The organism is Bacillus sp. SORGH_AS_0510 (assembly GCF_030818775.1).
Taxonomy (GTDB): Bacteria; Bacillota; Bacilli; order Bacillales; family Cytobacillaceae; genus Neobacillus.
In genome coordinates this window covers 420,473-447,316 of sequence record NZ_JAUTAU010000001.1, presented here as the reverse complement: position 1 = coordinate 447,316, position 26,844 = coordinate 420,473, and the positions used below count along the sequence as shown (strand labels likewise).

Sequence of the window (26,844 nt, the reverse complement as noted above, 5' to 3'; positions counted from 1 at the left end):
TTTTGATATATTAATTCATTCGTAGCCGGTTGCGTCCATAATAAACAGCAGGATGCACGATCGATAATGGTGTGTTTATTTTTGTAAATGCCTCCAGTTCAGGATACTTCCCGACCCACTCCTTCTTTACATACATAATCATATTTTGCCTATACCACCATTCCACCTGGCTGTTATTCCAAAAGACCCCTCTAATACAATCCACTGCCAAATACCCTCTTTTGAGGAATATATTTCTCCAGTAATCAGGCCATTGCTCATTGAGATGATCAGTCCCACCTTGTAACGGTATCGCTGCCGAAAATAAGATGATGGGTCCTAGACTCACAAGATTATCAACAAATGGCTCTGCTTCTTGTTCACGAAGATGCTCCGCCACCTCAAGTGAAACAACAAGATCATACTGACGGTCTAAAGTAAAAGATTTAGACACATCTTGAGAAATAAAACTTTCTTTCGGGATATGCAGCATGTTGGTATCGACATAGTCTCCATCCAACCCGGTAATCACTTCCACCCCCTGGTCTTTGAAAACAGAAAGCCAGGTGCCCACCCCGCATCCAACATCAACGACACTTTTTGGTTTAAGTAAATTGATTAAGTAGGGAACCACCTGTTTGGCTGAAAGAAGTGAGCCGTGTTGCTGCGAACTGAAAAAACCCTTATCGTATTGCGTATGACTTCCTGTTTCCACCTTTTGCGCGCCATGAAGGTTCTTTTTAACAGCAGGTTCTCCTTCGGCCTTCTCTTGATTGGCTTGTTGAATCCACTTGGTAAAAATAGGGACTATGTCCTTTACCATCAAGGAAGCCGATTGGTCATGGGCATTATTTTCACAACTGAGTTTATAATCCAAAAGGCAACTTTTCAGGAGATTGGAGGAGAGTTTTAATTCCCTATTTGTATCCTCCTTCGCTACAAGTTTCTCCACAAAATGGACAGCCTGAATCGTTTGATTTAACAACGTTTGATAGGCTGGGGAATTCCTATCCTGCACCTGTGAGGAAAGATAGGCCATGGACTCCTTCACCGCGCTCGCTATTTCTCGAACTTTCAAGGTACTATCGGCATTGTTCGGCCCCTTCATTTGCTGACACCTAAGTTTATCTTCTTTTGTGATGGTTTTATTCCAGACCGAGCTCTTACCAAACCCAGATAAATCCTCCCCAAACATCTCATTTAGCCCAGAGTAATTGTAGCCTATGAGTAAACCGCCAACCTTTATTTTTTTTACGGCATGGATTATGTCTTGCTTCTCATGATTACCATTAACAAAAATCACATCAAAAAAATCATCTTGGAGTGTTTCCATCCCCACTTGGGGGTCACAAACAAGTGATTTAATCTGTTCATAGACCCCAGTATACTTCATCATACTTCTGAAATGGTCGAACACATTTTGATAATGGGCTAGATCTGGTTGCTCCTTACGTGGCTCCCAAGAATCCATACAAAACAAGTAATTGCTATTCGAAAAGACCTTCAGTACGCTAGCCAAAAAATAAGAGGAACATCCATACCCGCTGCCCATTTCTAACGCTCGTATCTGTTGATTTTTTCCGGACATAAGTTTTTTAAACACGAGGGTTGTCAATGCCACCATATCTACTCTTTCCGCTTCCCCATATGTATACATCTGTATGGTCGGAAAGGTATGAATGATATCAAAATATTTTTTTCGTAAGGTGTCTGTACTTAAAGGAGTAAGAATATGGTGTCCTCCAAAGGTAAGGATTACTTCGGAAGAACCCGTCAACTGATCTATGAACACCACGTCATCTTTGTGTATTTTCAATTCAAACATATCTCGATCACCTCAAGACAATTTAAATAACAGATCTAGTTTTTTACCTATCTTTATCCAATTAAATGAATCTCTCGTAAACTTTTGAATCTGTTTACATGTATTTTTAAGTCTTTCTTCGTCATTGCAAACATCCACCCATATGTTTGAAAGCTGTTCACTATTCCCTATTGGAAATAAAGCCCCGAACTTTTGATTATCCGTTATGTCATACGCAGGGTCTAAATCGGTAGAGACAATATAACACCCATTCACTGCTGCCTCTGGAAAAACTAGTGGAAATCCTTCATTCACTGACGTTAAACAAAAGATTTTTGCTTTCCTATATTCATTTTCCAAGGCTTTTCTGTCGGTTATTCCTCCTGTAAAAATAATTCTGCTTTTCAGGTGAGGGTTTTCTTCCATATACTGATTGATGTATGCGTGAAAATCCTCTTGAATATCTCCGACTACTTTCAGTTTCCAATCCGGAATGTTTGCCTCCGCAAGCTTAAACGCTTGTAACAGGACATCATTGGCTTTTTGAACCGTTCCGATTCTTCCTACCGTTAGGATGGTGTTCTCCTTCTCATCGTAATCGACCTCAGGGCTGTTATGAAAATTGTAATAACCATTGGGAATGTAGTGGATGGAAAGCGGCCATCTCCTATTCAAATACTCATGCAGTCTTTTACACTCGACACTAATCACATGGCACTGGTTAAGTATTGTTATCACTTCTTCCGTAAGCTCCAACCGATTCATCCACCATACATTCGCGTCGAGTTTCAAATAGACTTTTCCTTCCGGGTTCAAACGTTTGTAGATTAGGAGCCACGTTACCGTCTCCCTATAGATCCCCCAAAGATAGAGAATGTCTATTTCACTAGCATTCTCTTGAAGATATCTACTTCCATCATTCAGACGCCCCTCCATATTTTCAAAAAAGTCAAGTTTGACCCCCTTCACTTCTTCTTTTGCATAGGGATACTCCCCGTTGTTGTAACAAGCAATGGTCGCGTCGTACCCTAAGTACTTGTGGAGTATAAATGGGATCATCCCTAAATCTTTTGTGAGGTGAACATTCTCACACTCTGGAAACAACAACGTAATCCTTGGGCTATTCATTACGTGATCCTCCTCTTTAACTAAATTGAGGACGCTTTGGCCTTTTATCATTTTATTTTTGCATTGGCAGAAAAATGACAATGTCCATCGAACGGTGATTTTCTTTCAGGCGAGGTATAGTTTTTCATGTGAGGAATTGATGTTTGGCGGAATAATTGGAGAAGTTGGCGGAATTATGCAGCAAGTTGGCGGAATTCCGTTAAAAACTGGCGGAATCCTCCTGCAAGTTGGCGGAATAATCACCAAAACCGGCGGAATCACCACTGGAAAACTGTTAGAATTCCCGGCGGAATCACCCTCTAGCAAGCTCAATATACGGCTGCGGAGACCATAAAAAAAGAAGAGGTTCCCCAACCTCTTCTTTTACATATATAACCCCTATATTTGAGCTGGCAGCCTTCCCCAAGGCCGCCGAGCTGAGCCGATCGTTCGTTCATTTCCCCCAAAATCGTACCTTACATATTGTTCAAGAAATCGAGTGCCAGGTTTGGCGCTACTCCGAATAAAACAGAGCCTACTACCGCAACCAAGAGCACCACGACAATCCCAAATGGTACCTGCAACTTGCTCTCATCCTTCGCCGGACGGAAGAACATTTGCGTCATGACACCGAAATAGTAGAAATACGATACCACTGTAGTGGCAATCATAATCGATGCAAGCACATAATGCGGAGTCCCAAAGAAGGCGCCGATAAAGATGTTTAACTTGCCAATAAAGCCCGCTGTACCCGGGAAGCCTGCTAAGGAAACCAATAGAATTCCCATTAGAACCGCTAACACCGGTGAACGGCGATACAAACCAGCAAAATCAGCAATCTTCGTTGACCCTGATTTTTCCGTCACCACTTGAATAATCGCAAATGCCCCAAGGTTCATCAGCAGATACGCAAGCAGGTAGAACCAGATCGAGAACACAAGGTTCGCACTCAATGTCGTTAACGCCACGAGCACATACCCTGCATGCGCGATACTGGAGTAAGCGAACATCCGCTTAATATCCGATTGCTTCAACGCGACCACGTTACCGACAATCATCGTAACTGCAGCAATCACAGCGAGGTAGTCATGCATCTTAAACAGGATGCTTTCTCCACCGGCGCCGCCCTCTGGTGCCGCATTGTAGAATACAGCCACAAGAATACGAATGACGATCACAAAGCCTGCTGTTTTCGATACGACGCTCAAGAAAGCCGTTACTGGAGTTGGCGCTCCTTGATACACGTCCGGCGCCCACATATGGAAAGGAGCAGCCGCAAGCTTAAAGGATAAACCAACGAAAATCATTAAGAAGGCCAAGCCTAGCAAATAGGTTTGCTGGGCATCAGATACCGCCGCCAAGTTTTGCGCCATCGTGAAAAGGTTTGTCGTGCCCGTTAACCCGTACACATAACTCATACCAAACAGCGTAATCGCGGTCGAAATTCCGCCATTGATGACGTATTTCATTGCGGATTCGTTAGACCCTAAGTGGTGTTTGCGAATGCCCGCTAAAATATAAGAAGAAACCGTTAATAATTCTAAGCCGATGAAAAGTGTGATTAAATCACCGCTGGAGGCCATGATCATCGCACCGAGCAACGCCGTTAAGAACAGGTAGTAAAACTCACCGTGGCTCTCTTCTATTCCATCCTTCGTCTCATAGCTGACAGCTAAGAACAGCACCAGCGCCGAGCCGATAAGAAGCAGAAATTTAAACGCCTTGCCGAACGTATCAAGCGTAAAGCTGTCTTCCAAAATCGAGGTGATATCTCTGCCCATTAAGCCGGCAAGAGACACAATCGCTGCGAATACACCTAGAATCGCGATCCAGCCAAGCACCCGTCGATTTTGCTTTTTCGGCATAAATAAATCCAACAATGTTAATAGTGCTGACACACCAAGGATGATGAACTCTGGTGTCATGACACTCCATTCAAATGATTTCAATGTCGCAAAATCCATCCTTCATCACCCTCCTAACCCTGGCAAAATTGTTTCAAGTGTAGTTTGAAGCGGAGAGCTTAGAACACTTGGATACACACCAATTAATACGATTAATAACGTAAGCACAAGGACTGGAACGAATTCCACACCTTTCAAATCCACCACACCAGTAAATTCACGGTGTGACTTTCCGTAAGTCATCCCTAAGACTGCGCGCAACAAGTAAGCGGCCGTCATGATAATACCGATCGTACCAACCGCAGCAAGCCACGGCATAGCTTTGAATAGACCTAAGAACGCCATAAATTCGCTGACAAATCCAGACATCCCCGGCAGTCCGAGCGAAGCCATCGCACCAGCAAGCAAGAAGCCTGCGGCAATGGGCATCCCCTTCGCCATTCCGCCCAGATTTCCGATTAATGATGTATCGGTACGTTCGTACAATACACCCACCAAGAAGAACAACAACGCGGAAATCAATCCGTGTGAAATCACTTGGAAAATCGCCCCCTGAACGCCTGCCTCATTCATGGCAGCCAGTCCGATTAACACGATTCCCATGTGGGAAATAGATGAATAAGCCAAAACCATTTTAAAGTCTGTTTGAATGAACGCTAGAAACGCCCCGTAGAGTAGATTGACTACTCCAAGTACAGCAATGATTGTCGCAAGAGTCTCAAACTGCTTCGGAAAAATACCCATTCCAAAACGAATTAAGCCGTACGCACCGATTTTTAACAGAATCCCAGAGTGGATCATAACCACTGATGGCGGTGCCTGAACGTGAACCTTCAGCATCCAGCTGTGAAGCGGAAAGATCGGTAATTTTACTCCGAAAGCGATCAATAATGCGATTAGTAAGCCAAGCTTCAAGTCACCAGAAACCGGTGTACTTGGGTCAGCCATCATTTGTGTTAATAATTCAATGTTCGATGTTCCTGTTTTTGCAAACAGAATCATAATCACGATTAGTAAGACTGCTGAGCCTAACCCGTTGTATATTAGGAAGCTGTAGGCTGCCTTTTCTTTTTCAAAATAACCCCATTTTCCGATTAAAAAGAACGTCGGGATTAGTGTTACTTCGAAGAAGATGAAGAACAGAATTAGGTTTTCAGCGGTAAACACGCCAAGCATACCGATTTCTAAAAGAAGGAATAGCATGAAATAGCCTTTCCATTCTTTTTTTACAAAAATGGCTGCAATCGAAGCGAGTGTCGCCACGACGGTTGTTAAGACAACCAACAATAGCTGGAAGCCGCTTAATCCAAGCTCATAGTAAACAGAGAAAATCGGTTCTTCAATCCCGTTCATGCCTCGGAACTGAATCCATGGCACCGATACGGAAAAGTCCGCTAGATCCTTGCCCCATTGATAATGGAGGTAAGCCGCTAATGCCAGGATTAACGCTGGCAGAGTCGCTAAAAAGCCGACTAGTTTAATGGTTTTTTCCTGCGATTTCGGCATGAAAGCCAATACTACGATACCTAGTAAAGGGGAGAATACTAGGACAGAAAGGACTGCATGTAAGTTCATCGTAGATACCCCCCTGTTAATGCAAAAATAACGACTAATAGTGCAAGGCCGATGAAGGCAACGGCACCATAGGTTTGAACCTGACCGTTCTGCATTTTGGAACCTGTTTGACCAAGTCCTTGAACAATTCCAACTACACCCTTCACGAGTCCTTCAACAAGGAAGACATCGATGAAACGCAGGAAGTAGCTGATTGCTTTTGTAGCAGCTACGACTGTTAGTTGATAGAATTCGTCCACGTAATATTTATTAAATAGAATTGTATGAAGCGTATCACCCGTACCGCTTAACCAGTTGCGGGAAACAGAACGCTTGTAGTAAATCAGATAAGCAAGAAGAATACCTGCTAAAGAGACGACTGTTGCTGCAATCATAATCCAGGCTGGACCTTCGATATGGGCATGGTGGGCTAGCGCTTCATTGCCATCCACTAACCAGTCGCCAAGGAATGTACCGAACCATGGTGTGTTGACGTAACCCGCAACCACTGCCAAGACTCCGAGAAGGATCATCGGGAATGTCATGTTGGACGGTGATTCGTGAACATGCTTTTGATCGCCGCGTGCTTCACCCGTGAACACGAGGAAGAACAAGCGGAACATGTAGAATGCAGTCATAAAGGCTGCGATTAATGCTAGCAAGAAAAGAACTGGATGTCCGCCTTCCCAAGCTGCAACTAAAATTTCATCCTTTGAGAAGAAACCGGAAAATAACGGTACACCGCTGATTGCGAGTGTTCCGATTAAGAAAAGCGGCCCGGTCAGCTTCAGCTTTTTCCAAAGCCCGCCCATCTCTTCGATGTTTTGAGTGTGTGCCGCATGAATGACAGAACCGGCTGCAAGGAATAGTAATGCCTTGAAGAACGCGTGTGTCATCAAGTGGAACACCCCTGCCACATAGCCGGCAGACCCTAAGGCAAGCATCATGTAGCCAAGCTGTGAAACGGTTGAATATGCTAGGACTCTTTTAATATCTGTTTGCACAAGACCAATGCTTGCGGCAAAAATCGCAGTAAATCCACCGATTACGGCGATGGTTAATAGTGCTGTTTTGCTCGCTAAGAACAGTGGGAATAGTGCTGCCACTAAGTACACCCCTGCTGCAACCATCGTTGCTGCGTGGATGAGAGCCGAAACTGGTGTCGGACCTTCCATCGCATCTGGAAGCCAGGTGTGAAGCGGGAACTGACCAGATTTACCAACTGCCCCAATGAAAATCAGGATTGCCGTTAAAGTAATCATGGTAGTTGAAATGTTGCCAGCTTCTACGGCAGCGAAGATTTCACTATATTCAAAGCTTTTGGTTTCCCAGAATAGGAGAGCCATCCCGATAAATAGGCCCACGTCCCCGATACGGGTCATGATGAATGCCTTTTTCGCCGCAGCTTTCGCTTCTTCTTTGTAAAAATAGAAACCGATTAATAGGAACGAACCGAGACCGACAAGCTCCCAGAAAATGTAGGTTTGCAATAGGTTTGGTGAAAGCACCAATCCAAGCATTGCAAAGGTAAATAATCCTAAGTAGGCATAGAATACTGGAAACCGCTCGTCTCCATGCATGTACCCTTTCGAGTAGGTATGTACTAAGAAACTTACGAGCGATACGATAAACAGCATTAATGCATTTAATTGATTCACTTCAAAGCCCGCTGTTAGATGCAGATCTCCTATCGTGAGCCAGTCAAACTTCGTGACGTAGGTTGGCTCTGAAAAGCGCTCAAATAATACAAGGATTGAATAGACAAGTGATGCGAGCGTAAGAAGAATCCCCACATAACTACTTGCCTCCTTCAACCGCTTACCGAATAGAAGAAGGATCAAAAACGATAATAGCGGGAAAAGCGGTATGAGCCATGCATTCTCCATCATTATCACTATCCCCTTTATAGAACAAGGTGCCTGACACCCATTGTGCTCTATCTAGTTTTTCATTGTGTCCATTTCATCGATGTTGACGGTTTTCTTATTGCGGTACAGTGCGATAAGGATCGCTAGTCCGACCGCTGCTTCGGCTGCAGCCACGCTGATTGCGAACAGGGCAAAAATTTGACCTGTAATCGATGGCGTCATGCCGTATTTACTGAAAGTGACCAGGTTGATATTCACGGCATTCAGCATTAATTCGATCGAGATTAGGACGATGACTGTGTTTCTTTTCGTTAACGCACCGTACAAGCCGATGCAAAACAGTATAAGTGCCAGTGCCAGGAAGGCTGAAGCGGGAACTGAACTCATTCCTCATCCGCCTCCTTCTTCTCATTTTTCGCCAAGATTACCGAGCCGACAAGGGCAACTAATAGCAATACCGATGTTAACTCGAACGGAATGACATATTTTGAGTAAAGTGCTTTACCGATTTGTAGTGTGTTATTTTCATGTAGCGTAGATGGTGTCTGCTCGATATTGAAATCGTAGATGCCGATATACACTGCAAAAGCAAAGCCCACAATTCCTAGGAACAAAAGTAACTTTCTCCATTTGCCTGCTTTTGGTTCACTTTCGTCATCATGCTTCGTTAACATAATGCCAAACAGCATGATAATGGTGATTGCACCAGAATAGATTAAGATTTGGACGGCAGCCACAAACTCTGCGGATAGCAGAACGTAAATACCGGCGATGGCGACGAAAGTGAAGATGAGGGCAACGACCATATGAACAACTTTCGTTAGGTTCAATAGAAGCACGCCGCCGATGATCGCCACAAGTGCGAGCCCCATAAAAGCGAGAAATTCGCCTGAGAAGGTCATGCTTTATTCTCCTTCCGTATGTTTTCGTCGTTTTCATCTAACCATTCAAGATTTTTAAATAACATATCACGGCTGTATTCAGCGAGCTCAAAGTTATTGGTCATGATGATGGCTTCAGTTGGGCAAACCTCCGTACATAGGTCACAAAGGATGCAAATCTCGAAGTTGATATCGTATGTGTCGATGATTTTCCCTTTTTTTGTTGGGTCCGGATGCTTTTTCCCCGTGAGGTCGATACATTCAGTTGGACAGATATTCATACATTGATTACAAACAATACATTTTTCCGGGTAGAATTTTTGAATCCCGCGGAAACGATCCGGTAGTGGAAGCGGTTTGTTTGGATAATCGTAGGTAACCTTTTCACGGGTTAATTGTTTCAGGGTATATTTCAAGCCTTTAGCTAATCCAAGCACGTTTTTTCACCCCTTTTACCTTTTAAAAATTGTTAGTGGTGCCAGGCACCATTTTTAGAAAAATAACGATTTGATCAGTGCTGTGAGGAAGATGTTGGCCAAGGATACTGGCAGTAGGACCTTCCAGCCGAATTCCATTAGTTTGTCTGCGCGGAAACGTGGAAGTGTTACGCGGAGCCAAATGTACATGAAGACGACCACACTGAATTTCAATGCAAACCAAACCGCACCTGGGATGAAGCCAAGGAACGCGAATGGCGGCAGCCAACCACCAAGGAACACAACGGTAATTAGTGATGACATTGCAAACAAATACACATATTCTGCGAGCATAAAGAATGCCCAACGGAAACCGGAATATTCCACGTGATAACCTGCGACAAGCTCTGATTCTGCTTCCGGAAGGTCAAACGGTGTCCGGTTTAATTCTGCGATTGATGAGATGAAGAATACGACAAAGCCAATTGGTTGAAGTAATAAGAACCAACCGTGTTTTTGTGCATCCACGATATCATTTAAGTTTAAGCTTCCTGCTAAAAGGATAACCCCTAAAACGGACATAACAAGCGGGATTTCATAGGAAATCATTTGTGCCGCTGCACGGGCTCCCCCGAGTAGTGCATACTTGTTATTGGATGCCCATCCGCCTAGCAGCACCCCGAAAGTGGTTAAACCAGAAACGGCGATGTAATACAGTAATCCCACACCGATATCCGCAAACTGAAATTTATCAGTGAAAGGAATCGTTGCCAGTACCATGAATGACGGTGCAAAGGCAATCACTGGTGCCAGGATAAATAATGGTCGATCTGCTAACTTCGGAATAATATCTTCTTTTAGTAAAAGCTTCAAAACGTCCGCTACGGTTTGCAGTAAACCCCAGCGACCACCGACTTGGTTAGGACCGTGACGGAGCTGCATGTAACCCATGACTTTCCGCTCGGCTAAAATTCCGTATGTTACGAAGCCTAATACGACTAAAAGCAAGATTACACCTAGTAAAAAGAAGATGGCAAAGTTGAAAAGACCTGGACTGGACTGGAGTAAATCATTTACCATTAGCCGTCCACCTCCCCAAGGACAATATCAATTGCCCCTAAAATAGCAATCAAGTTTGCGATATTTTCGCCCTCTAATAGTTTCGGGAGAATCTGCAGATTATAGAATGATGGTCTTCTAAACTTTAAGCGATACGGTTCTTTCTTGCCGTCACTTGAAATATAGCAGCCAATCTCTCCGCGTGGTGATTCAATTCGTACAAATGCTTCTCCTTTAGGCGCCTTAATGATCCTTTGGCACTTTCGCAAGGATTTCCCCTTCAGCCGGGAATTGCGCAACCGCTTGCTCAAGGATTTTTAATGATTCTTCAATTTCCGCCACACGCACATGGTAACGTGCTAATGCATCGCCGCCCTCTTGTGTCGGAACACCAAAATCAAAACGATCATAGATGGAATATGGCTCATCTTTACGAAGATCCCATTTCACACCCGTACAGCGAAGGTTTGGTCCGCTGAGTGAGTAATGAAGGGCATCTTCTTTCGTGTAGGTTCCTACATTCCTTACACGATCCAAGAAGATTTCGTTCCCTGTCACAAGTTGGTGGTAGCCCTTCAGCTGTTCGCGCATGTATGGAACAAACTCTCCAACTTTTTCAATCCAGCCTTCTGGAGCATCCCACTTGACGCCGCCAACACGCATGTAGTTGAAGGTTAAGCGTGCACCTGATAATTCGTTTAGTAAGTTAATAATCATTTCGCGCTCACGGAACGCATATAAGAATGGACTAACCGCCCCAAGGTCAAGCAGGTATGTACCCCACCAAACAAGGTGGCTCGCAACCCGGCCCAATTCCATTGCGATAACACGAAGGAAATCGGCCCGTTCAGGCACTTGAATTCCCATCATGGTCTCCACCGCATGGCAAAGGACATAGTTGTTGGTCATCGCTGACAGATAGTCCAAACGGTCTGTATAAGGAATAATCTGAGTATATTGCAGGTTTTCAGCTAGCTTTTCTGTTCCCCGGTGTAAGTAACCGATGACAGGCTGCGCTTCCGTAATGATTTCCCCGTCAATTTTTACCACAAGCCGGAAAACTCCGTGTGTACTCGGATGCTGAGGGCCTACGTTTAATAGCATTTCTTCCGTTCGTATCACTGGTTACACCTCCACATCGTACGGCTCATAATCTTTTCGCAGTGGATGGCCAACCCAATCATCTCCAAGCATGATCCGGTAAAGGTTCGGATGTCCGGTAAACTTGATACCGAGTAAATCAAACGCTTCACATTCAGGCCAGTTTGCACCCGCCCAAATCGGTGTCAAGGATTCGATTGTTGGTTCATCTCGGTCAATCTTCACTTTCACAGCGACAGATTGACGGTTTTTGTATGAATATAAGTGAACATACACTTCCATATGTGTTTCAAAATCTGTTCCATGAAGCTCGGATAAGTAATCAAACCCTAACAGCTCATTGAATTTTAAAAATTGAGCCAATTTAAAGTAGTTCTCACGCTTCACCACAAGTGTTGGAACATCCTTGGATAGTTTATTAATATAAGAATCTTCTAAAACATCTGATCCCATATTTTCTTCAATGACTTTCAGATATTTATCTAAAAATGGCTGATTGACTGAAGGCTTTGCTTCTTCTGTAGGAGCTGCTGTTTCAGCTTTTCCGCCTGCTGCTGCCTTGGCCTTCGCTGCCGCCGCTGCTTTCGCTTTGGCTTTTGCTGCAGCAATCGCTTTCGCCTTTTCATCATCTCCGCCAGCTGCAGGTGCATCCTCCGACATTCCAGCCGCTTTCGCCTTGGCCGCTGCTGCTGCCTTCGCCTTTGCTGCCGCCGCCGCTTTTGCTTTCGCTGCTGCTGCCGCCTTTGCTTTAGCATCATCGCCTGCTGGTACGCTGTCTTCTGCTCCGGCTTCGGTGGCCGCGCCGCCCGCTAGCTCCATCGCTTTTCTTTTTGCTGCCGCCGCCGCCTTCGCCTTCGCTACCGCCGCTGCTTTCTTTTTCGCTAAGTCATCCGCTTCGTTTCCTGTTGGTTCTTCTGCTGGTGTGGACTCGGATGCCGGTTCTGCGCCACCTGCTAGCTCCATGGCTTTTCTCTTTGCTGCCGCAGCCGCTTTCGCCTTCGCTACTGCCGCTGCTTTCTTTTTCGCTAAGTCATCCGCTTCGTTTCCTGCTGGTTCTTCTGCTGGTGTAGATTCGGATGCAGTGGCCGCACCGCCTGCTTGCTCCATCGCTTTTCTCTTTGCCGCCGCAGCCGCCTTCGCCTTCGCTACTGCTTCTGCCTTTCGCTTCGCCAAATCATCCGCATCAGAGCTTGCCGCAGGGGCTTCGCTTGTTGAGGTTGCTGGCGCTTCGTTTTGCGGTGCCGCTGGAGTGACTGGCGCTTCCGGTTTTGCCGGCTCAGCTGGAGTTGAGGTTTCCTGCTTCGGGGCTGATTCCCCCGCTGCCTTAGCCGCACGCTTCGCAGCCGCCGCAGCCTTCGCTTTCGCTACAGCCTCTTTCTTTAACTGTTCAAGATCCTTTTCCCCACTCATCGGTTAGATCACCTTCTTCCCAGTCTTCGCTTCATAGCGAATCTTTTCCCTTAACTTATTGATTCCATAAATTAAAGCCGCTGGGTTTGGTGGGCAACCAGGTATGTATACATCAACAGGCACGATTTGATCGACACCTTTAACAACCGAATATGACTTCACATACGGCCCGCCAGCTGTTGCACAAGAACCCATAGCAATAACCCACTTCGGCTCTGGCATTTGATCATATAAACGACGTAAAATCGGCGCCATTTTCTTCGTTACCGTTCCAGATACAATCATACAATCCGATTGACGTGGAGACGTACGGAAAAACGAACCAAAACGGTCAAGGTCATAATGCGATGACCCTACACCCATCATCTCAATCGCACAACAAGCCAGACCAAATGTCATCGGATAGATCGAATTACTTCGAGCCCATGCCTTGATTTGCTCCAGCGTAGTCATAAATACATTTCTTTGTAACTCTTCCATTTCCTTAGGTGAAATGCCGTCCAGTTTTAAATCCATCGTAGCACCTTCTTCTTCCAAGCATAGACTAGGCCAATTAACAGCATAACCACGAAAATTAACATCTCGATCAATGCAAAGATACCTAGCTTATCATAGGCAACAGCCCATGGATATAAGAACACCGTTTCCACATCAAAAACAACAAACATTAGGGCAAAAATATAATAGCGGACATTGAACTGAACACGGGAATCGTGAAAAGGCTCAACACCGCTCTCATATGTGGTATACTTCGCATCACTAGGCTTATAAGGACGCAAAAGCTTACCCAAATATAACGCCACCATCGGCAGCAACACCCCAAGACATAGGAACACAAAAACTATCAGGTAATTATTCTGATATATATTTAGAAGTTCCATGTCTATCCCCTCCAATGTTGTAAATTTTCATACTAATGAATATTGTAACCGAATTCATTATAGCATTGTTACAAACCCATGTCGACAAGCCATTATACATAAAATTGGGATTCTCCCGCCGCGGAAATTGAACATTTTAAGACCCTTGAGAGCGCGCTCTCAGAAGGGGCTTAAAATGTTCAATTTTCGCAAGCTTCAGCGGTAGCTGAAGCGCAATGTGCGGGTAGCACATTGCGGGAGAATTTCAATTTTGCACCATACTAGGTTGTCGACATGGGTCCCCTTTTTGAGCGTTTGCGTGATCTCGCGGAGGTCGCGTCCTTGAAGGTTCTCCAGAGATGACGCAAGAGCGAACAACAAGCAAGTCTATTGCGGAAAGCCCTGGGGTTAGCGCACGTGATCTGGAGCGCTAGCGGAAGATGACGTGCATAGTCAAGGCTCGAAAGAGCCAAGCAGTTTCCCTAACAAAAGGTTCGCAAGAACCGCTCTCTACAACACTACATAAAAACCCGTCAACACCCCCAATGTTAACAACAAATACCGAGCAATGTATGTGAGATTTGTCATTAAACATTCATTAAATATACCTTTTTTCTCCTTTCTATATAAAAAACTTGATAGACCTCCAACCCCACCTATGTAAAACGACACTTTTTAAAACAATTCCAAATCTTGCAGTCGCCCTACCATCATATGCAAAAATGTACAAATCATGCAGAATTAACTCAACATAAAAAGGCCGGTCGCAAGACTCTCTCTACTTCTACTTTCTCTATATTTACCTCATCAAAAATAGATGTAGAACCCTTCTACTTCTACTTTTTCTATCTTTCCTCGTCAAAAATTGATATAGAACTTCCCTACTTCAGCTTTCTCACCCTACTTCTCAAAAAACTAAAACTATCCACTAAAAATGCCAGTCGCAAGACTGGCAAACTAACTCCCCCAACCCCGTCTTTAAGTGACCATTTTTATAAAAAACCAGCATCGTTCCTCCACCAAAAACAACTTATCATCCACTTTCCCACATTTATCGGCCGGTTCCACCCACATATCAGCCACTTTTCCAAACTTATCGGTCACTTTCTACAACTTATCGGCCACTCCTCCAAAATCACTTAACTATCCACTAAAAATGCCAGTCGCAAGACTGGCAAACTAACTCCCCCATCCACTTATACAACCAATTCTACTACCTTCTCCCCCAACCCCGTCTTTAAGTGACCATTTTTATAAAAACCAGCATCGTTCCTCCACCAAAAACAACTTATCATCCACTTTCCCACATTTATCGGCCGGTTCCACCCACATATCGGCCACTTTTCCAAACTTATCGGTCACTTTCTACAACTTATCGGCCACTCCTCCAAAATCACTAAACTATCCACTAAAAATGCCAGTCGCAAGACTGGCAAACTAACTCCCCCATCCACTTATACAACCAATTCTACTACCTTCTCCCCCAACCCCATCTTTAAGCGACCATTTTTATATAAAACCAGCATCGTTCCCCCACTAAAAACAACTTATCATCCACTTTCCCACATTTATCGGCCGGTTCCACCCACATATCGGCCACTTTTCCGAACTTATCGGCCACTTCCACCTACATATCGTCCACCTCACCCACACCCACCCCCCCCCCAAAATAACAAAATAAAAAACCCCTCCAGCGAACCAATAAAGGTCCGCCAAAGGGGTTTCCATATATATACGAGCTAATATTATCTTTTACCTTCCGATACGGCGAGGCGATTGATGGCACGTTGCAGGGCAAGCTCAGCACGTCTGAAGTCAATATGCTCAGCATGCTGATCGTGCATACGCTGTTCTGCACGTTCCTTCGCTCTTAATGCACGTTCAACATCAATATCGGATGCTTTTTCAGCCGTTTGCGCCAAAATGGTAACTTGATCTGGACGGACTTCTAAAAATCCACCACTTACCGCAACAAGCTCCGTGTTACCACCCTTCTTCAGGCGAACAACGCCAATAGCAAGAGGAGCAACCAACGGAATGTGACCAGGCAAGATCCCTAGCTCACCACTTTTAGCCTTTGTACTAACCATTTCCACATCTGATTCATACACCGGGCCATCGGGAGTAACAACATTGACTTTAATCGTCTTCATTTTTTACCCTCCTGGCAGGATTTAGACCTCTACGCCCATACGTTTCGCAGCTTCAACCACTTCTTCGATGCGTCCAACAAGACGGAATGCATCTTCAGGAAGGTGATCATACTTACCATCAAGGATATCCTTGAATCCTTTAACCGTTTCCTTAACAGGCACGTAAGATCCAGGCTGACCAGTGAACTGTTCAGCAACGTGGAAGTTTTGTGATAAGAAGAACTGTAGACGACGCGCACGAAGTACGACTAACTTATCATCATCAGAAAGTTCGTCCATACCAAGGATCGCGATGATATCTTGTAGTTCACGGTAACGTTGTAACGTTTGTTGCACACGACGTGATACCTCGTAATGCTCTTCACCAACGATTTCAGGTGACAATGCACGAGAAGTCGATGCAAGTGGATCCACCGCAGGGTAGATACCCATCTCAGAAAGCTTACGCTCAAGGTTTGTTGTCGCATCTAAGTGAGCGAAAGTTGTAGCCGGAGCCGGATCCGTATAGTCATCGGCTGGTACGTAAATCGCTTGGATCGATGTAACAGAACCTACGTTAGTAGACGTGATACGCTCTTGTAATTTACCCATTTCAGTAGCAAGAGTTGGCTGGTAACCTACCGCAGATGGCATACGGCCAAGTAGCGCGGAAACCTCAGAACCTGCTTGCGTGAAACGGAAGATGTTATCCATGAAGAAAAGAACGTCCTGTCCTTGCTCATCACGGAAATATTCAGCCATTGTCAAACCAGTCAAGGCAACACGCATACGCGCACCTGGCGGCTCGTTCATTTGTCCGAATACCATCGCTGTTTTCTTGATAACGCCTGAATCCGTCATTTCGTGGTAAAGGTCGTTACCTTCACGAGTACGCTCACCAACACCAGCGAATACCGAAATACCACCGTGCTCTTGAGCGATGTTGTTGATTAATTCCTGGATTAATACAGTTTTACCTACACCGGCACCACCGAATAGACCGATCTTACCACCCTTAATATATGGTGCAAGAAGGTCTACTACCTTAATTCCAGTTTCAAGAATTTCTACCTCAGTAGAAAGGTTTTCGAAAGTTGGAGCTTCGCGGTGAATGGAATCACGGCGCTCGCTTGCTGGAATTTCTTCCTTCAAGTCAATAACTTCACCTAATACGTTAAATACACGGCCAAGAGTTGGATCCCCTACCGGCACGGAAATTGGTGCACCTGTATCTACTACTTCAATTCCACGAGTTACACCGTCAGTGGAAGCCATTGCAATTGTACGAACTGTATCATCACCTAAATGAAGGGCTACTTCAAGGGTTAAGTTGATATCAACTTCTGATTCATTACGCGCTTTGGAACTAATTCTTAATGCGTTATAGATCGCAGGCAGCTGACCGTTTTCAAATTTAACGTCAACGACTGGACCCATAATTTGAACTACGCGTCCTATGTTCATCTTTTTCCCTCCTAACTTACTCTTTTGAAAAATGAACTTAGTAGGTGGTCCGCATCTGTTCACTCATGAACAAATGCAGCCTTCCCGCTCATTATCTTTTTAGCCAGCCGAACAGGCTATTTTTTCAAAAATACTATTCTAATGCCGCCGCACCGCCAACGATCTCTGTGATTTCCTGTGTAATCGCAGCTTGTCGTGCACGGTTGTAGCTAAGCGTATAGTTACGAATCATTTCTTTCGCATTATCAGTTGCATTTCTCATTGCCGTCATACGAGCCGCATGCTCTCACTTGCTTTACTGTCTAAAAGAGCACCGTAAATCAAAGCTTCTGCATATTGTGGCAGGAGAACTTCTAAGATTTCTTCTGCAGACGGTTCAAACTCATACGAAGCAAGCTTTGAAGATGAAGTTGTGATATCCGTTAGCGGAAGAAGCTTCTTCTCCGTTACTTCCTGAGAAATGGCACTTATATAATGACTGTAATACACATAAATCTCATCCAATGTACCGTCGGAGAACATTCCTACTGTACTTGATGCGATATCCTTAATATCTGAAAAGCTTGGCTGATCGGAAACCCCTACGATTTCAAGGGCTACATTCATGCCGCGCTTCACAAAAAAGTCACGCGCTACTCGGCCGACTGCAATAATCGCAAATTCGTCATTGGATTTATGACGGTCTTGGATTGTTTGGTACACGCGTCGAAGCACGTTACTGTTAAATGCACCTGCAAGTCCACGGTCAGATGTCATAACAACATAACCGGTTTTCTTTACAGCACGAGCCTGAAGCATAGGATGATTAATCCCTTTGCTGCCGATTGCGATCGATGCCGTCACTTCCTGAATTTTTTCCATGTATGGTACGAATGATTTCGCATTCATAACCCCACGGTTCCATTTCGCTGCTGACGTCATTTCCATTGCTTTCGTAATCTGACTCGTCTTTTTAGTTGAATTGATACGATTTTTTATGTCGCGTAAAGATGCCATTGGTTCTCACCACCCTCATTCAAAGAATGTTTAGCTAAGAGCGCCCTTAGGAGGCGCCCCCAATATTACTCGGAAACTGCGAACGTCTTTTTAAAGTCGTTGATTGCAGAAGCCATATCGTCATCAGAAGGAAGATCCTTCGTCTTTGTAATATGGTCTAACACTTCTTTGCGGTTGTGATCTAACCAATTTAAGAATTCAGCTTCGAAACGACGAATATCTTGAACAGGGATATCATCAAGGAATCCGCGTGTTAATGCATATAGGATCGCTACTTGTTTTTCAACACGAAGCGGCTTGTTAAGATCTTGTTTTAATACCTCAACGGTACGTGCACCACGATTAAGCTTCGCTTGAGTCGCTTTATCAAGGTCAGAACCGAACTGAGCAAATGCTTCAAGTTCACGGTAAGAAGCAAGGTCAAGACGCAGTGTACCTGCAACCTTCTTCATCGCCTTGATTTGTGCAGAACCACCTACACGAGATACAGATAGACCTGCGTTGATCGCTGGACGTACGCCAGAGAAGAATAGGTCAGATTGTAGGAAGATTTGTCCATCAGTGATGGAGATAACGTTTGTTGGGATATAAGCAGAAACGTCACCTGCTTGTGTTTCGATAAATGGTAATGCTGTAATTGAACCTGCACCTAATGTGTCGTTCAATTTCGCAGCACGCTCTAATAGGCGGGAGTGCAAGTAGAATACATCCCCTGGATATGCTTCACGACCTGGAGGACGACGAAGTAATAGGGAAAGTTCACGGTATGCAGCCGCTTGTTTAGAAAGATCATCATATACGATTAATACGTGCTTGCCAGAGTACATGAACTCTTCAGCCATCGCAACACCCGCATATGGTGCTAAGAATAGCATTGGAGCTGGTTGTGATGCAGATGCAGACACAACGATTGTGTAATCTAATGCGCCGTTTTTACGAAGCATTTCTACCGCATTACGTACAGTTGATTCTTTTTGACCGATTGCAACATAGATACAGATCATGTTTTCAGTCTTTTGGTTTAGGATTGTATCGATCGCAACAGATGTTTTACCTGTTTGACGGTCACCGATGATTAACTCACGTTGACCACGACCAATTGGAACTAGTGCGTCAATCGCCTTGATACCAGTTTGTAATGGCTCATGAACAGATTTACGCGCCATAACGCCTGAAGCTACTGCTTCAACTGGGCGAGTTTTAGTAGTATTGATTGGACCCATACCATCGATTGGTTGTCCTAAAGAGTTAACAACACGTCCAATTAGTTGTTCACCAACTGGAACCTCCATGATGCGTCCTGTACGACGTACTTCGTCGCCTTCCTTGATGTCTGTGAAAGGTCCAAGGATAATAATACCGACGTTATTTTCTTCTAGGTTTTGTGCCATACCCATAACGCCGTTTGAAAATTCAACAAGTTCTCCAGCCATGACATTGTCAAGGCCATGAACACGTGCGATACCGTCACCTACGGAGATAACTGTACCAACATCACTCACTTGAATTTCTGCCTGATAGTTTTCAATTTGCTGCTTTATCAGGGCACTGATTTCTTCAGCTTTGATGCTCATGAGTTTCACCCCTATCTACGAATCTTAGCTTAACAATTTACGTTCTAAACGGTTTAACTTGCCGCGCAAGCTTCCGTCATATATACGGTTTCCGATGCGGAGCTTTACGCCGCCAAGCAATTCGGAATCAACGATATTTTCGATTTTTAATGATTTCTTGCCTACTTTTGCTGCAAATGTAGTAGAAATAGCTTCGCGCTCTGCATCTGTAAGTGCACGAACACTGTACACTGCGGCTTCAGCTACACCCATTTCATCATTTGACAGTTCAATAAAGGCATTCACCACTTCAACGATTTCGTCTTCGCGGTGACGATCAACCAAAATTAACAATGTATTGAGTACATATGCATTGATAGATCCAAAAGCTGCTTTTAAAATCTCTTTTTTCTTATCAATCGTTAGTTTTGATGATTTTAGAACAGCTTTCAAATCAGCATTGTATTGCAAAACTTCTTTTACTACACGAAGTTCTTCTTCTACTGTACTCAGAATCTGCTGTTCTTTTGCAATTTGAAAAAGAGCTGACGCGTAGCGTTTTGCTACCATAGAATTGCTCATCGCCCTTCTCCTGCCTCTTTGATATATTCGTTAATAAGTTGATCTTGGTCTGCTGCAGTTAATTCTTTTTCAATTACTTTAGAAGCAACTAATACAGACAGGGAAGCAACTTGTTCGCGAATAGCTGCAACTGCTTTCTCTTTTTGCTGCTCGATTTCAAGCTTCGCAGCTTCTTTAATACGTTCTGCTTCAGTACGTGCCGCAACTACGATCTCTTCACGTTGGATATCGCCTTGCTTTCTAGCGTTTTCCATTAAGTTCTGAGCTTCAGTACGTGCTTCTTTTAAAAGATTTCTTTGCTCTTCTAAAAGCTTCTTCGCTTCTAAACGACTGTTTTCAGCCGCATTAATTTCGTTAGCAATGTGTGATTCACGTTCCTTCATGATGCCCATTAATGGACCCCATGCAAACTTCTTCAGCAACGCTAACAAAATGATGAACATTAGTAGCTGGAAGAAAATATCTCCCAAATTAATATGGGAACCGCCTTCTGCAGCAGTAGCCAATACAAAATTGCTTGTTAACACCCTGGGTTCACTCCTTTCAAGAGTCGCTAAACGATGAAAGTAACAACAATTTAACTAGACATAAATGAATGGCGAAGGATTAGGTGTCTTCGCCATCTGGAGTTTTAATAATAATTACTTATTTAAAACCATGAACGCAATAACTACACCGATGATCGGTAATGCTTCAACTAACGCAACCCCGATGAACATTGTAGTTTGTAACATACCACGTAATTCTGGTTGACGAGCAGTACCTTCTACTGTGCGTCCTACGATAAGACCGTTACCAATACCTGCGCCGATAGCGGATAAACCAATTGCAATTGCTGCTGCTAAAATACCAATTGAACCTGTCATTTTCGTTTTTCCTCCTTAAATGTATAAAAAAATATTGTTTTTTATTTTGTTCATGAGTAATGAACGGTTTATATTAATGGTCGTGACTCACTTTATGAGCCATATAAACCATTGTTAACATTGTAAAAATGTACGCCTGAATTGAACCAACGAAGATCGAGAAACCTTGCCAAACTAGTGTCAGTGGTACTGCTGCGATAGTTCCAGCAATGCCTTGATGCGCTAGTCCTGCCGCTAATAAAGAAAGAAGCAATTCACCGGCAAAAATGTTACCGTATAAACGCAAACCAAGTGTCAGTGTATTCGCAAATTCCTCAATTATTTTTAATGGGAATAGGAATTTCATAGGGCTGACAAAGCCTTTTGCATATCCTTTTACACCTAGTAGCTTTACACCGTAGAAGTGTGAAAGCGCAACAACCATAACAGCTAATGTTAATGTGATGGTTGGGTCAGCTGTTGGTGATTTCCACCATAAGTCTCCGCCTACTACCACTGCGAATGGAAGTCCAAGCATATTGGATACAAAAATATACATGAGTAGTGTGATTCCAAGAATGTGGAATCGGCCACCTGTCTTCCAATCCATTGTGCTGTTGATAATCCCTTTAACAAAATCCAAGATCCACTCGAAGAAATTTTGTACGCCTGTTGGCTTCATCGCAAGTTTGCGGGTGGCAAGGACTGCAATTAGGAAAACAATCAAACTGGCAACGGTAATCATTAAGATGTTGGCACCGTTAAACCAAAGCCCCATAAATTTAAAATCTGGAGTTCCGTGTTCCATGTAAACTCACCTCGTTTCCACTCATTTATGTACATGCACTGCATGATAAAAATAATCTATCATAATGACAATATAGGATGTCATCAGTCCTATTACTAAACTTATAATATTAAAATACTCGGGGTATCTTAATGCAATTAATGCGGCTATCCCACCTACTGCCATTCTGGACAGCGAGCCGAGAGAGCGGACTTTCTTGCCCTGTGAAACCTTTTTATCAAAGTCCTCTGTTTTCTTCACTAATAACCAAAGGTTTAAGTAACCAAAGCATGTCCCAAGGATCAGCCCTAAGAAAACCGTTGGGTAGGGTGTGAATCCCCAGCCAAGAACATAGATGGCTAATACATAAAAGAGCCATTTCCGCTGTCTGTTAAACATGATTCTAAAATCTGGCATAGTTATTTATCTCCTGAATAGAAATGGCGGATTGAAAGAAGCATGGAATAGGTGCCTGCTCCAAGTCCAATGAGCAGTCCAACTATTAAGAAAAGCGGCTCGGTATCCCACTGCCGATCCAGCCATCTGCCTGAGAATATACCTATTAGAATGGAACCGACTAACTGGGAGACTATTGCGGACATTAAAGCCATAGCTTGTAATGGATGACGGTTGTTTTTTCGCATGCTTATCGCATCCTCACTATCAGAGAATGTCAACCGGGTACTAGTATGCAAACACGTAGGAAACACCGTAGAATATTGTCGAAATTCCGATGAAAACCCTATCATTTTACACCCTTTGTTAGCATACAATAGGCATCTTGTAAAGTCAATGGAATTTAGTGAATTATCCCACAAACAATTTCCCAAAGCTTTTTCTCATGAAATTTTAATTTACACTCTTATTGTAGTGGATTTCTTATCTATTTTTTGACCATTTTGTGTCCATTTTGTGAACTTTGTGACACAAAATATTTTTCTGTGATAAACATGGTGGACAAACCGGTCCAAATTTGGCTTGCCCACCATGCACATAAAAATTACTCCTTTTCCCTCTCAATCACAATCATCCGTTCAATAAAATCTTCCTTTTTCGCCTTTTTCGCAAATACCTTCACAAGGTACGTCCCGTCAGCCGGCAACTGCTCAGGCGAAATGACCTTGCGGATGAGCCCTTTCTTCACATTTGTCCTCGTATCTAGAAAGCCCATAAACCGGTAGTCTTGCGGATTAAACAACGCAATACCAAACTCCTCGGCACCACCAGGCAAATAGACCTCATATTTGTACTGCCCCGGCTGGTCCCCTTCACCAAAGTCAAACCCCATCACCCTTGGATATCCCGGCTCTTCCAGCACATACAAATATGGAATGTGAATGGTCGTTGTGCCTGCCTGCATTTCAAGGTAACCGTCATGAACCTTGCGCAAGAACACCTTCGGATCCACCATCAATTCCACTGTCACATCCCGCGATTCCTTCGGTCCAAGCGTGAACGACAGCGGGAACCTCCAACTCAACCCCTCCACCTTCTCTGGAATGGAGAAGGAATAACGCTGTACATGCGCACTCTTATTTTCCACATGGAGAGTGGATGTGTGTACATCCCCATCTTCGCTATATTTCCCAAACCTCATACTGCTCGGTGAAACCAGTGACGTGGCCTTAATCGCTTCATCCACCTGGATTCGTCCGGCCCCTTGTTCATACGTACGGTAATAGCCGTGACTATCGTCAGCCACTATACTTATTCGTCTTTTTTCAAGCGGCTTTGCCGTGTTCATCAACGCCGCCTTAATTTGCAGCGGTGTCCAGTCTGGGTGCGCCTGCTTGATTAACGCACAGGCCCCTGCCACATGCGGTGCCGCCATACTCGTCCCCTGTAGTGATAAGTAGCCGCCTGGAATTGTCGAATTGATGGCTACTCCCGGCGCGACAATATCCGGCTTAATATCCCACGTCCCCGTAACCGGCCCCCTCGAGCTAAAGTCTGCCAACTTGTCCCGCTCTTCGACCACTGAGATTCTCGCAACCACACCTTGTTTTATTTCTTTCTGTAAAAAGACTCCGTCACCCCTAGAGAGTGCACCCACAGGGATGGTCAGCGGAGATTCCAGATTGCCAATGAAGCTTCCGCTCATATTGTTGTAAATTAATACCGCTCTTGCCCCCGCCGCGCGGGCATTTTCGGCTTTTTTCGTAAAGGTCAGTATCCCTCGCTTCATCAGCACAATCTTTCCTGCAACATTTTTCAACTCGTTTTTCCTGCCAAGACCTCCGTCTACCACATCTAGCGAACGGTCTAGCGCCCATTTGTCGGAGCCTTCCATCGGCTGAATCCGTAATTTTTGCCGACTTCCTTCTATTAATAAATAGGGTATCTCCATAGTAGGCGTTGAAGCACCGACCGAAATCGCTTTAGAGGCGGTACCGGGCGAACCCACCGTCCACACATTCGGTCCCGAATTACCAGATGCAGCCACCGCAACAATGCCTTTGTCCACCGCGCGGTTAAGCGCAAGACTGATTGGAAGGTCCGGACCGTTAATATCGTTTCCGAGCGACAGGTTCATAATATCCACTTTGTCCTTGATTGCTTGGTCAATGGCCGCCAGTACCTGTTCTGTCGTTCCGCCGCCCCCAGGACCGAGTGCGCGGTACGCGACAATTTTCGCCTCCGGCGCTACGCCTTTAATTTTTCCATTAGCCGCAATAATCCCAGCGACATGCGTCCCATGAATCGTCGCCTTACCGACAGCGAGCGTTTCCATCGGATCGCGGTCATTATCGACAAGGTCATGTCCGCCGGCATAGTTGCGCTGCAGGTCGGGATGCGTATAATCGACGCCGGTATCAATCACCCCGACTGTCACCCCTTTCCCGGTAAGGCGTTCATTTTTCTCATCAAAAAAACTGCGGACCTCTTCCCCGCCAATGATTTTGACGCTCTCTTCTGTTTCTGCCTGATACTGGGTCACTTGAGAGACGTTGAGGATGTGCTGCTGGTTGGTGAGTTTGCTGATGGTTTCTGCAGGTCCCTGAACAGAAAACCCATCAATCGCCTCCGTAAAAATTCTGCGCAGCTTGATGTCCTTATACGGTTGAATCAACTGCCGGATGGCTTGTTCCGATCGGGGCTCCTTAAGAAGGACAATCGCCACGGTCTGTTCATTGGAAGGTTTCGGAATAGGAGGATGGATCAAAATTCTCGGAGTCTGAAAGGTAAGGAGCAATGCAAGTATGAGTTTCATCAGTAAAAATCCCCTTTTTTCCTATCGTTTTCATTTAGGGGGGAAAGTATGCAGTCTGGGGGAAGATAGTATTGAGTGGTCCTTCCGATACCAGTAACCTGAAGCTGCAGCGAGTGGAGCAGCCCCTTAGCTGCTCCTCGCTTATCGATTAATAAAAATTCCTGAAACTGTTTGACCGTCATTTTTTCATTTTGCAGAAGGAAATAATCTCTGACCGCGGAAAAATGTGCGTCCTTTGAGTAGGTTTCACAGGAGGGGCAATACCATGCAGCGGACACTCTCCACATCGGTATCCTTTTGCAGGTGGGGGCATTGAACCCCAGGAACAATCTCTTTCCCGCCAATCCCATACATTTTGAGAATTTCAGGATAAGAGGGTATATGTTCAGCTAACAGAAGCTGTGTCAGTTTATTGTAGGGTTTGATTTTTAAGACTGCAGTTTGGTATCTTGCAGCAAGCTGATTGATTTTCTCCTCTAAACACTCTGCATAAATGATATTGTTAAAAATATGCTCATTACCGGGATTTGTTTTTAATCTGGTGGAGTTTCTACTGATGACAACTAAGTATTCGAGGGGGAATGGTGGAATCTTATGTTTTATCATCCATTGAAGCAATTGATTTCGGTGCCGCCTTGCTTGAATGAGAGGGTTAGCAATTCCTTCTTCGATATCCTTATAGATTCTTGTAACACTGTTAGTGTGTTGATCGAAAAACAGCGTCCCAGCTATGTTCTTTATTTCAAGAATTAAGCCAAACATAAGTGAAAAAAGGACCGTATCCATTTGGAAAGTATTTTGGTTTTTCAGCCGCAAGTCATTAATAATACCAAACTGCTCTTCTGGCAAGTAGGATAGATAATAGTCCGTATTCCTTTCACCTGCATAGCCCGCTTTCCAATTAATTAAGTCCTTTTCAATCTCCTTGTAGCGATAAAAATTTTTGTCTAATCTTCGCAAGAGTGCCTCCCTTTGTAATATCTGGATCGGCACAGGTCTTTCCTTTAAAATCATGGAATCTCCTCCTTTTTATTTAATAACAGTTACCTTTTCTAATGAAAACTGCAAAATCCCTTTATTTTATGTAGGTAGATTTTGTGAACGATGATTAAAGGCGGGGTGGGGACTTATTTTTTGGAAAAATTACGTAGCATTTTCGGTGATTGGCTCATTTTTGGGAGAGATTGGCTCATTTTTTCCTATAATTGGCTGATTTCCTTTGCTGATTGGAGCATTTTCCCGCAACATTGGCTCATTTTTCGAGTAGATTGGATATTTTTCCAATAAAACCCAAAAAACAAGCAGCCCTCAGTAAGAGGACTGCCTGTTTT

26 protein-coding genes and 2 pseudogenes are annotated in these 26,844 nt (G+C 44.3%); 2 read left to right on the top strand and 26 right to left on the bottom strand.

Translation table 11 applies throughout. The features are described from left to right. Positions 1-10: 10 nt before the first annotated feature. Together QE429_RS02310 and QE429_RS02305 are read right to left on the bottom strand one after the other, a co-directional pair. The gene (locus tag QE429_RS02310; protein WP_307283553.1) at positions 11-1,804 is read right to left on the bottom strand and encodes a class I SAM-dependent methyltransferase; all 1,794 of its coding nucleotides are present in this window, start codon (positions 1,802-1,804) and stop codon (positions 11-13) included. 12 nt (positions 1,805-1,816) lie between these two features. Continuing rightward, positions 1,817-2,911 carry a glycosyltransferase gene (locus QE429_RS02305; protein ID WP_307283551.1) on the bottom strand — a complete coding sequence of 365 codons (1,095 nt, stop codon included), beginning with the start codon at positions 2,909-2,911 and terminating at the stop codon, positions 1,817-1,819. Between the two features lie 139 nt (positions 2,912-3,050). Here QE429_RS02305 and QE429_RS02300 point away from each other — a divergent pair, with 139 nt between their 5' ends. Beyond that, positions 3,051-3,245, top strand: coding sequence for a hypothetical protein (locus QE429_RS02300; RefSeq protein WP_307283549.1), 195 nt, complete (start codon positions 3,051-3,053; stop codon positions 3,243-3,245). A 121-nt stretch (positions 3,246-3,366) separates the two neighbouring features. Here QE429_RS02300 and nuoN read toward each other — a convergent pair whose 3' ends face one another. The 24 genes and pseudogenes from nuoN to QE429_RS02180 form a co-directional block, all read right to left on the bottom strand. Continuing rightward, the gene (gene nuoN, locus QE429_RS02295; RefSeq protein ID WP_307283546.1) at positions 3,367-4,854 is read right to left on the bottom strand and encodes an NADH-quinone oxidoreductase subunit NuoN; all 1,488 of its coding nucleotides are present in this window, start codon (positions 4,852-4,854) and stop codon (positions 3,367-3,369) included. A 6-nt stretch (positions 4,855-4,860) separates the two neighbouring features. Then, positions 4,861-6,369, bottom strand: coding sequence for an NADH-quinone oxidoreductase subunit M (locus QE429_RS02290; protein WP_307283544.1), 1,509 nt, complete (start codon positions 6,367-6,369; stop codon positions 4,861-4,863). Then, positions 6,366-8,237 (bottom strand): NADH-quinone oxidoreductase subunit L, encoded by a 1,872-nt coding sequence (gene nuoL / locus QE429_RS02285; protein WP_307283542.1) that lies wholly within the window; start codon positions 8,235-8,237, stop codon positions 6,366-6,368. The genes QE429_RS02290 and nuoL overlap by 4 nt, the downstream gene beginning before the upstream one ends. Before the next feature lie 51 nt (positions 8,238-8,288). Next, a complete protein-coding gene (nuoK, locus tag QE429_RS02280) occupies positions 8,289-8,603 on the bottom strand; it encodes an NADH-quinone oxidoreductase subunit NuoK (protein ID WP_307283539.1) in 315 nt (104 codons plus the stop codon). Further along, positions 8,600-9,118: an NADH-quinone oxidoreductase subunit J gene (locus tag QE429_RS02275; protein ID WP_307283537.1), complete on the bottom strand. Its 519-nt coding sequence runs from the start codon at positions 9,116-9,118 to the stop codon at positions 8,600-8,602. Before QE429_RS02275 ends, nuoK begins: the two co-directional genes overlap by 4 nt. After that, positions 9,115-9,534: an NADH-quinone oxidoreductase subunit NuoI gene (nuoI, locus tag QE429_RS02270; protein ID WP_307283534.1), complete on the bottom strand. Its 420-nt coding sequence runs from the start codon at positions 9,532-9,534 to the stop codon at positions 9,115-9,117. The genes QE429_RS02275 and nuoI overlap by 4 nt, the downstream gene beginning before the upstream one ends. Before the next feature lie 54 nt (positions 9,535-9,588). Beyond that, complete coding sequence (nuoH, locus tag QE429_RS02265) at positions 9,589-10,593, bottom strand: NADH-quinone oxidoreductase subunit NuoH (RefSeq protein WP_307283532.1); 1,005 nt, start codon at positions 10,591-10,593, stop codon at positions 9,589-9,591. Continuing rightward, positions 10,593-11,694: pseudogene (locus QE429_RS02260) on the bottom strand (NADH-quinone oxidoreductase subunit D). The gene nuoH and the pseudogene QE429_RS02260 overlap by 1 nt, the downstream one beginning before the upstream one ends. Positions 11,695-11,697: 3 nt before the next feature. Continuing rightward, positions 11,698-13,083, bottom strand: a complete 1,386-nt coding sequence (locus QE429_RS02255; protein WP_307283530.1) for an NADH-quinone oxidoreductase subunit C — start codon at positions 13,081-13,083, stop codon at positions 11,698-11,700. A gap of 3 nt (positions 13,084-13,086) precedes the next feature. After that, on the bottom strand, positions 13,087-13,599 hold the full coding sequence (locus tag QE429_RS02250; protein ID WP_307283528.1) for a NuoB/complex I 20 kDa subunit family protein: 513 nt from the start codon (positions 13,597-13,599) through the stop codon (positions 13,087-13,089). Continuing rightward, the gene (locus tag QE429_RS02245) at positions 13,590-13,964 is read right to left on the bottom strand and encodes an NADH-quinone oxidoreductase subunit A (protein ID WP_307283525.1); all 375 of its coding nucleotides are present in this window, start codon (positions 13,962-13,964) and stop codon (positions 13,590-13,592) included. The genes QE429_RS02250 and QE429_RS02245 overlap by 10 nt, the downstream gene beginning before the upstream one ends. Before the next feature lie 1,474 nt (positions 13,965-15,438). Continuing rightward, entirely contained in the window at positions 15,439-15,570 is a 132-nt protein-coding gene (locus QE429_RS02240) for a hypothetical protein (protein WP_307283522.1), read from the bottom strand. 118 nt (positions 15,571-15,688) lie between these two features. Beyond that, positions 15,689-16,096 carry a F0F1 ATP synthase subunit epsilon gene (locus QE429_RS02235; RefSeq protein ID WP_307283519.1) on the bottom strand — a complete coding sequence of 136 codons (408 nt, stop codon included), beginning with the start codon at positions 16,094-16,096 and terminating at the stop codon, positions 15,689-15,691. Between the two features lie 21 nt (positions 16,097-16,117). Further along, positions 16,118-17,539: a F0F1 ATP synthase subunit beta gene (gene atpD, locus QE429_RS02230; RefSeq protein WP_307283518.1), complete on the bottom strand. Its 1,422-nt coding sequence runs from the start codon at positions 17,537-17,539 to the stop codon at positions 16,118-16,120. Between the two features lie 133 nt (positions 17,540-17,672). Next, positions 17,673-18,535: pseudogene (atpG, locus tag QE429_RS02225) on the bottom strand (ATP synthase F1 subunit gamma). A gap of 65 nt (positions 18,536-18,600) precedes the next feature. Next, the gene (gene atpA, locus QE429_RS02220) at positions 18,601-20,109 is read right to left on the bottom strand and encodes a F0F1 ATP synthase subunit alpha (protein WP_307283515.1); all 1,509 of its coding nucleotides are present in this window, start codon (positions 20,107-20,109) and stop codon (positions 18,601-18,603) included. A 24-nt stretch (positions 20,110-20,133) separates the two neighbouring features. Continuing rightward, on the bottom strand, positions 20,134-20,670 hold the full coding sequence (locus QE429_RS02215) for a F0F1 ATP synthase subunit delta (RefSeq protein ID WP_307283513.1): 537 nt from the start codon (positions 20,668-20,670) through the stop codon (positions 20,134-20,136). Then, a complete protein-coding gene (locus tag QE429_RS02210) occupies positions 20,667-21,197 on the bottom strand; it encodes a F0F1 ATP synthase subunit B (RefSeq protein WP_307283510.1) in 531 nt (176 codons plus the stop codon). Before QE429_RS02210 ends, QE429_RS02215 begins: the two co-directional genes overlap by 4 nt. Before the next feature lie 114 nt (positions 21,198-21,311). Next, entirely contained in the window at positions 21,312-21,536 is a 225-nt protein-coding gene (atpE, locus tag QE429_RS02205) for a F0F1 ATP synthase subunit C (protein WP_307283507.1), read from the bottom strand. A gap of 73 nt (positions 21,537-21,609) precedes the next feature. Continuing rightward, entirely contained in the window at positions 21,610-22,323 is a 714-nt protein-coding gene (gene atpB, locus QE429_RS02200) for a F0F1 ATP synthase subunit A (RefSeq protein WP_307283504.1), read from the bottom strand. 21 nt (positions 22,324-22,344) lie between these two features. Next, positions 22,345-22,719: an ATP synthase subunit I gene (locus QE429_RS02195; RefSeq protein ID WP_307283500.1), complete on the bottom strand. Its 375-nt coding sequence runs from the start codon at positions 22,717-22,719 to the stop codon at positions 22,345-22,347. 2 nt (positions 22,720-22,721) lie between these two features. Next, entirely contained in the window at positions 22,722-22,946 is a 225-nt protein-coding gene (locus QE429_RS02190; RefSeq protein WP_307283498.1) for an AtpZ/AtpI family protein, read from the bottom strand. Between the two features lie 356 nt (positions 22,947-23,302). Then, positions 23,303-25,513: a S8 family serine peptidase gene (locus QE429_RS02185; RefSeq protein WP_307283495.1), complete on the bottom strand. Its 2,211-nt coding sequence runs from the start codon at positions 25,511-25,513 to the stop codon at positions 23,303-23,305. Between the two features lie 246 nt (positions 25,514-25,759). Continuing rightward, a complete protein-coding gene (locus tag QE429_RS02180) occupies positions 25,760-26,527 on the bottom strand; it encodes a nuclease-related domain-containing protein (protein WP_307283493.1) in 768 nt (255 codons plus the stop codon). A gap of 120 nt (positions 26,528-26,647) precedes the next feature. On the opposite strand from QE429_RS02180, the gene QE429_RS02175 reads away from it, so the two are divergent. Continuing rightward, positions 26,648-26,800, top strand: a complete 153-nt coding sequence (locus QE429_RS02175) for a hypothetical protein (protein WP_307283490.1) — start codon at positions 26,648-26,650, stop codon at positions 26,798-26,800. The last annotated feature ends 44 nt before the right edge of the window (positions 26,801-26,844 follow it).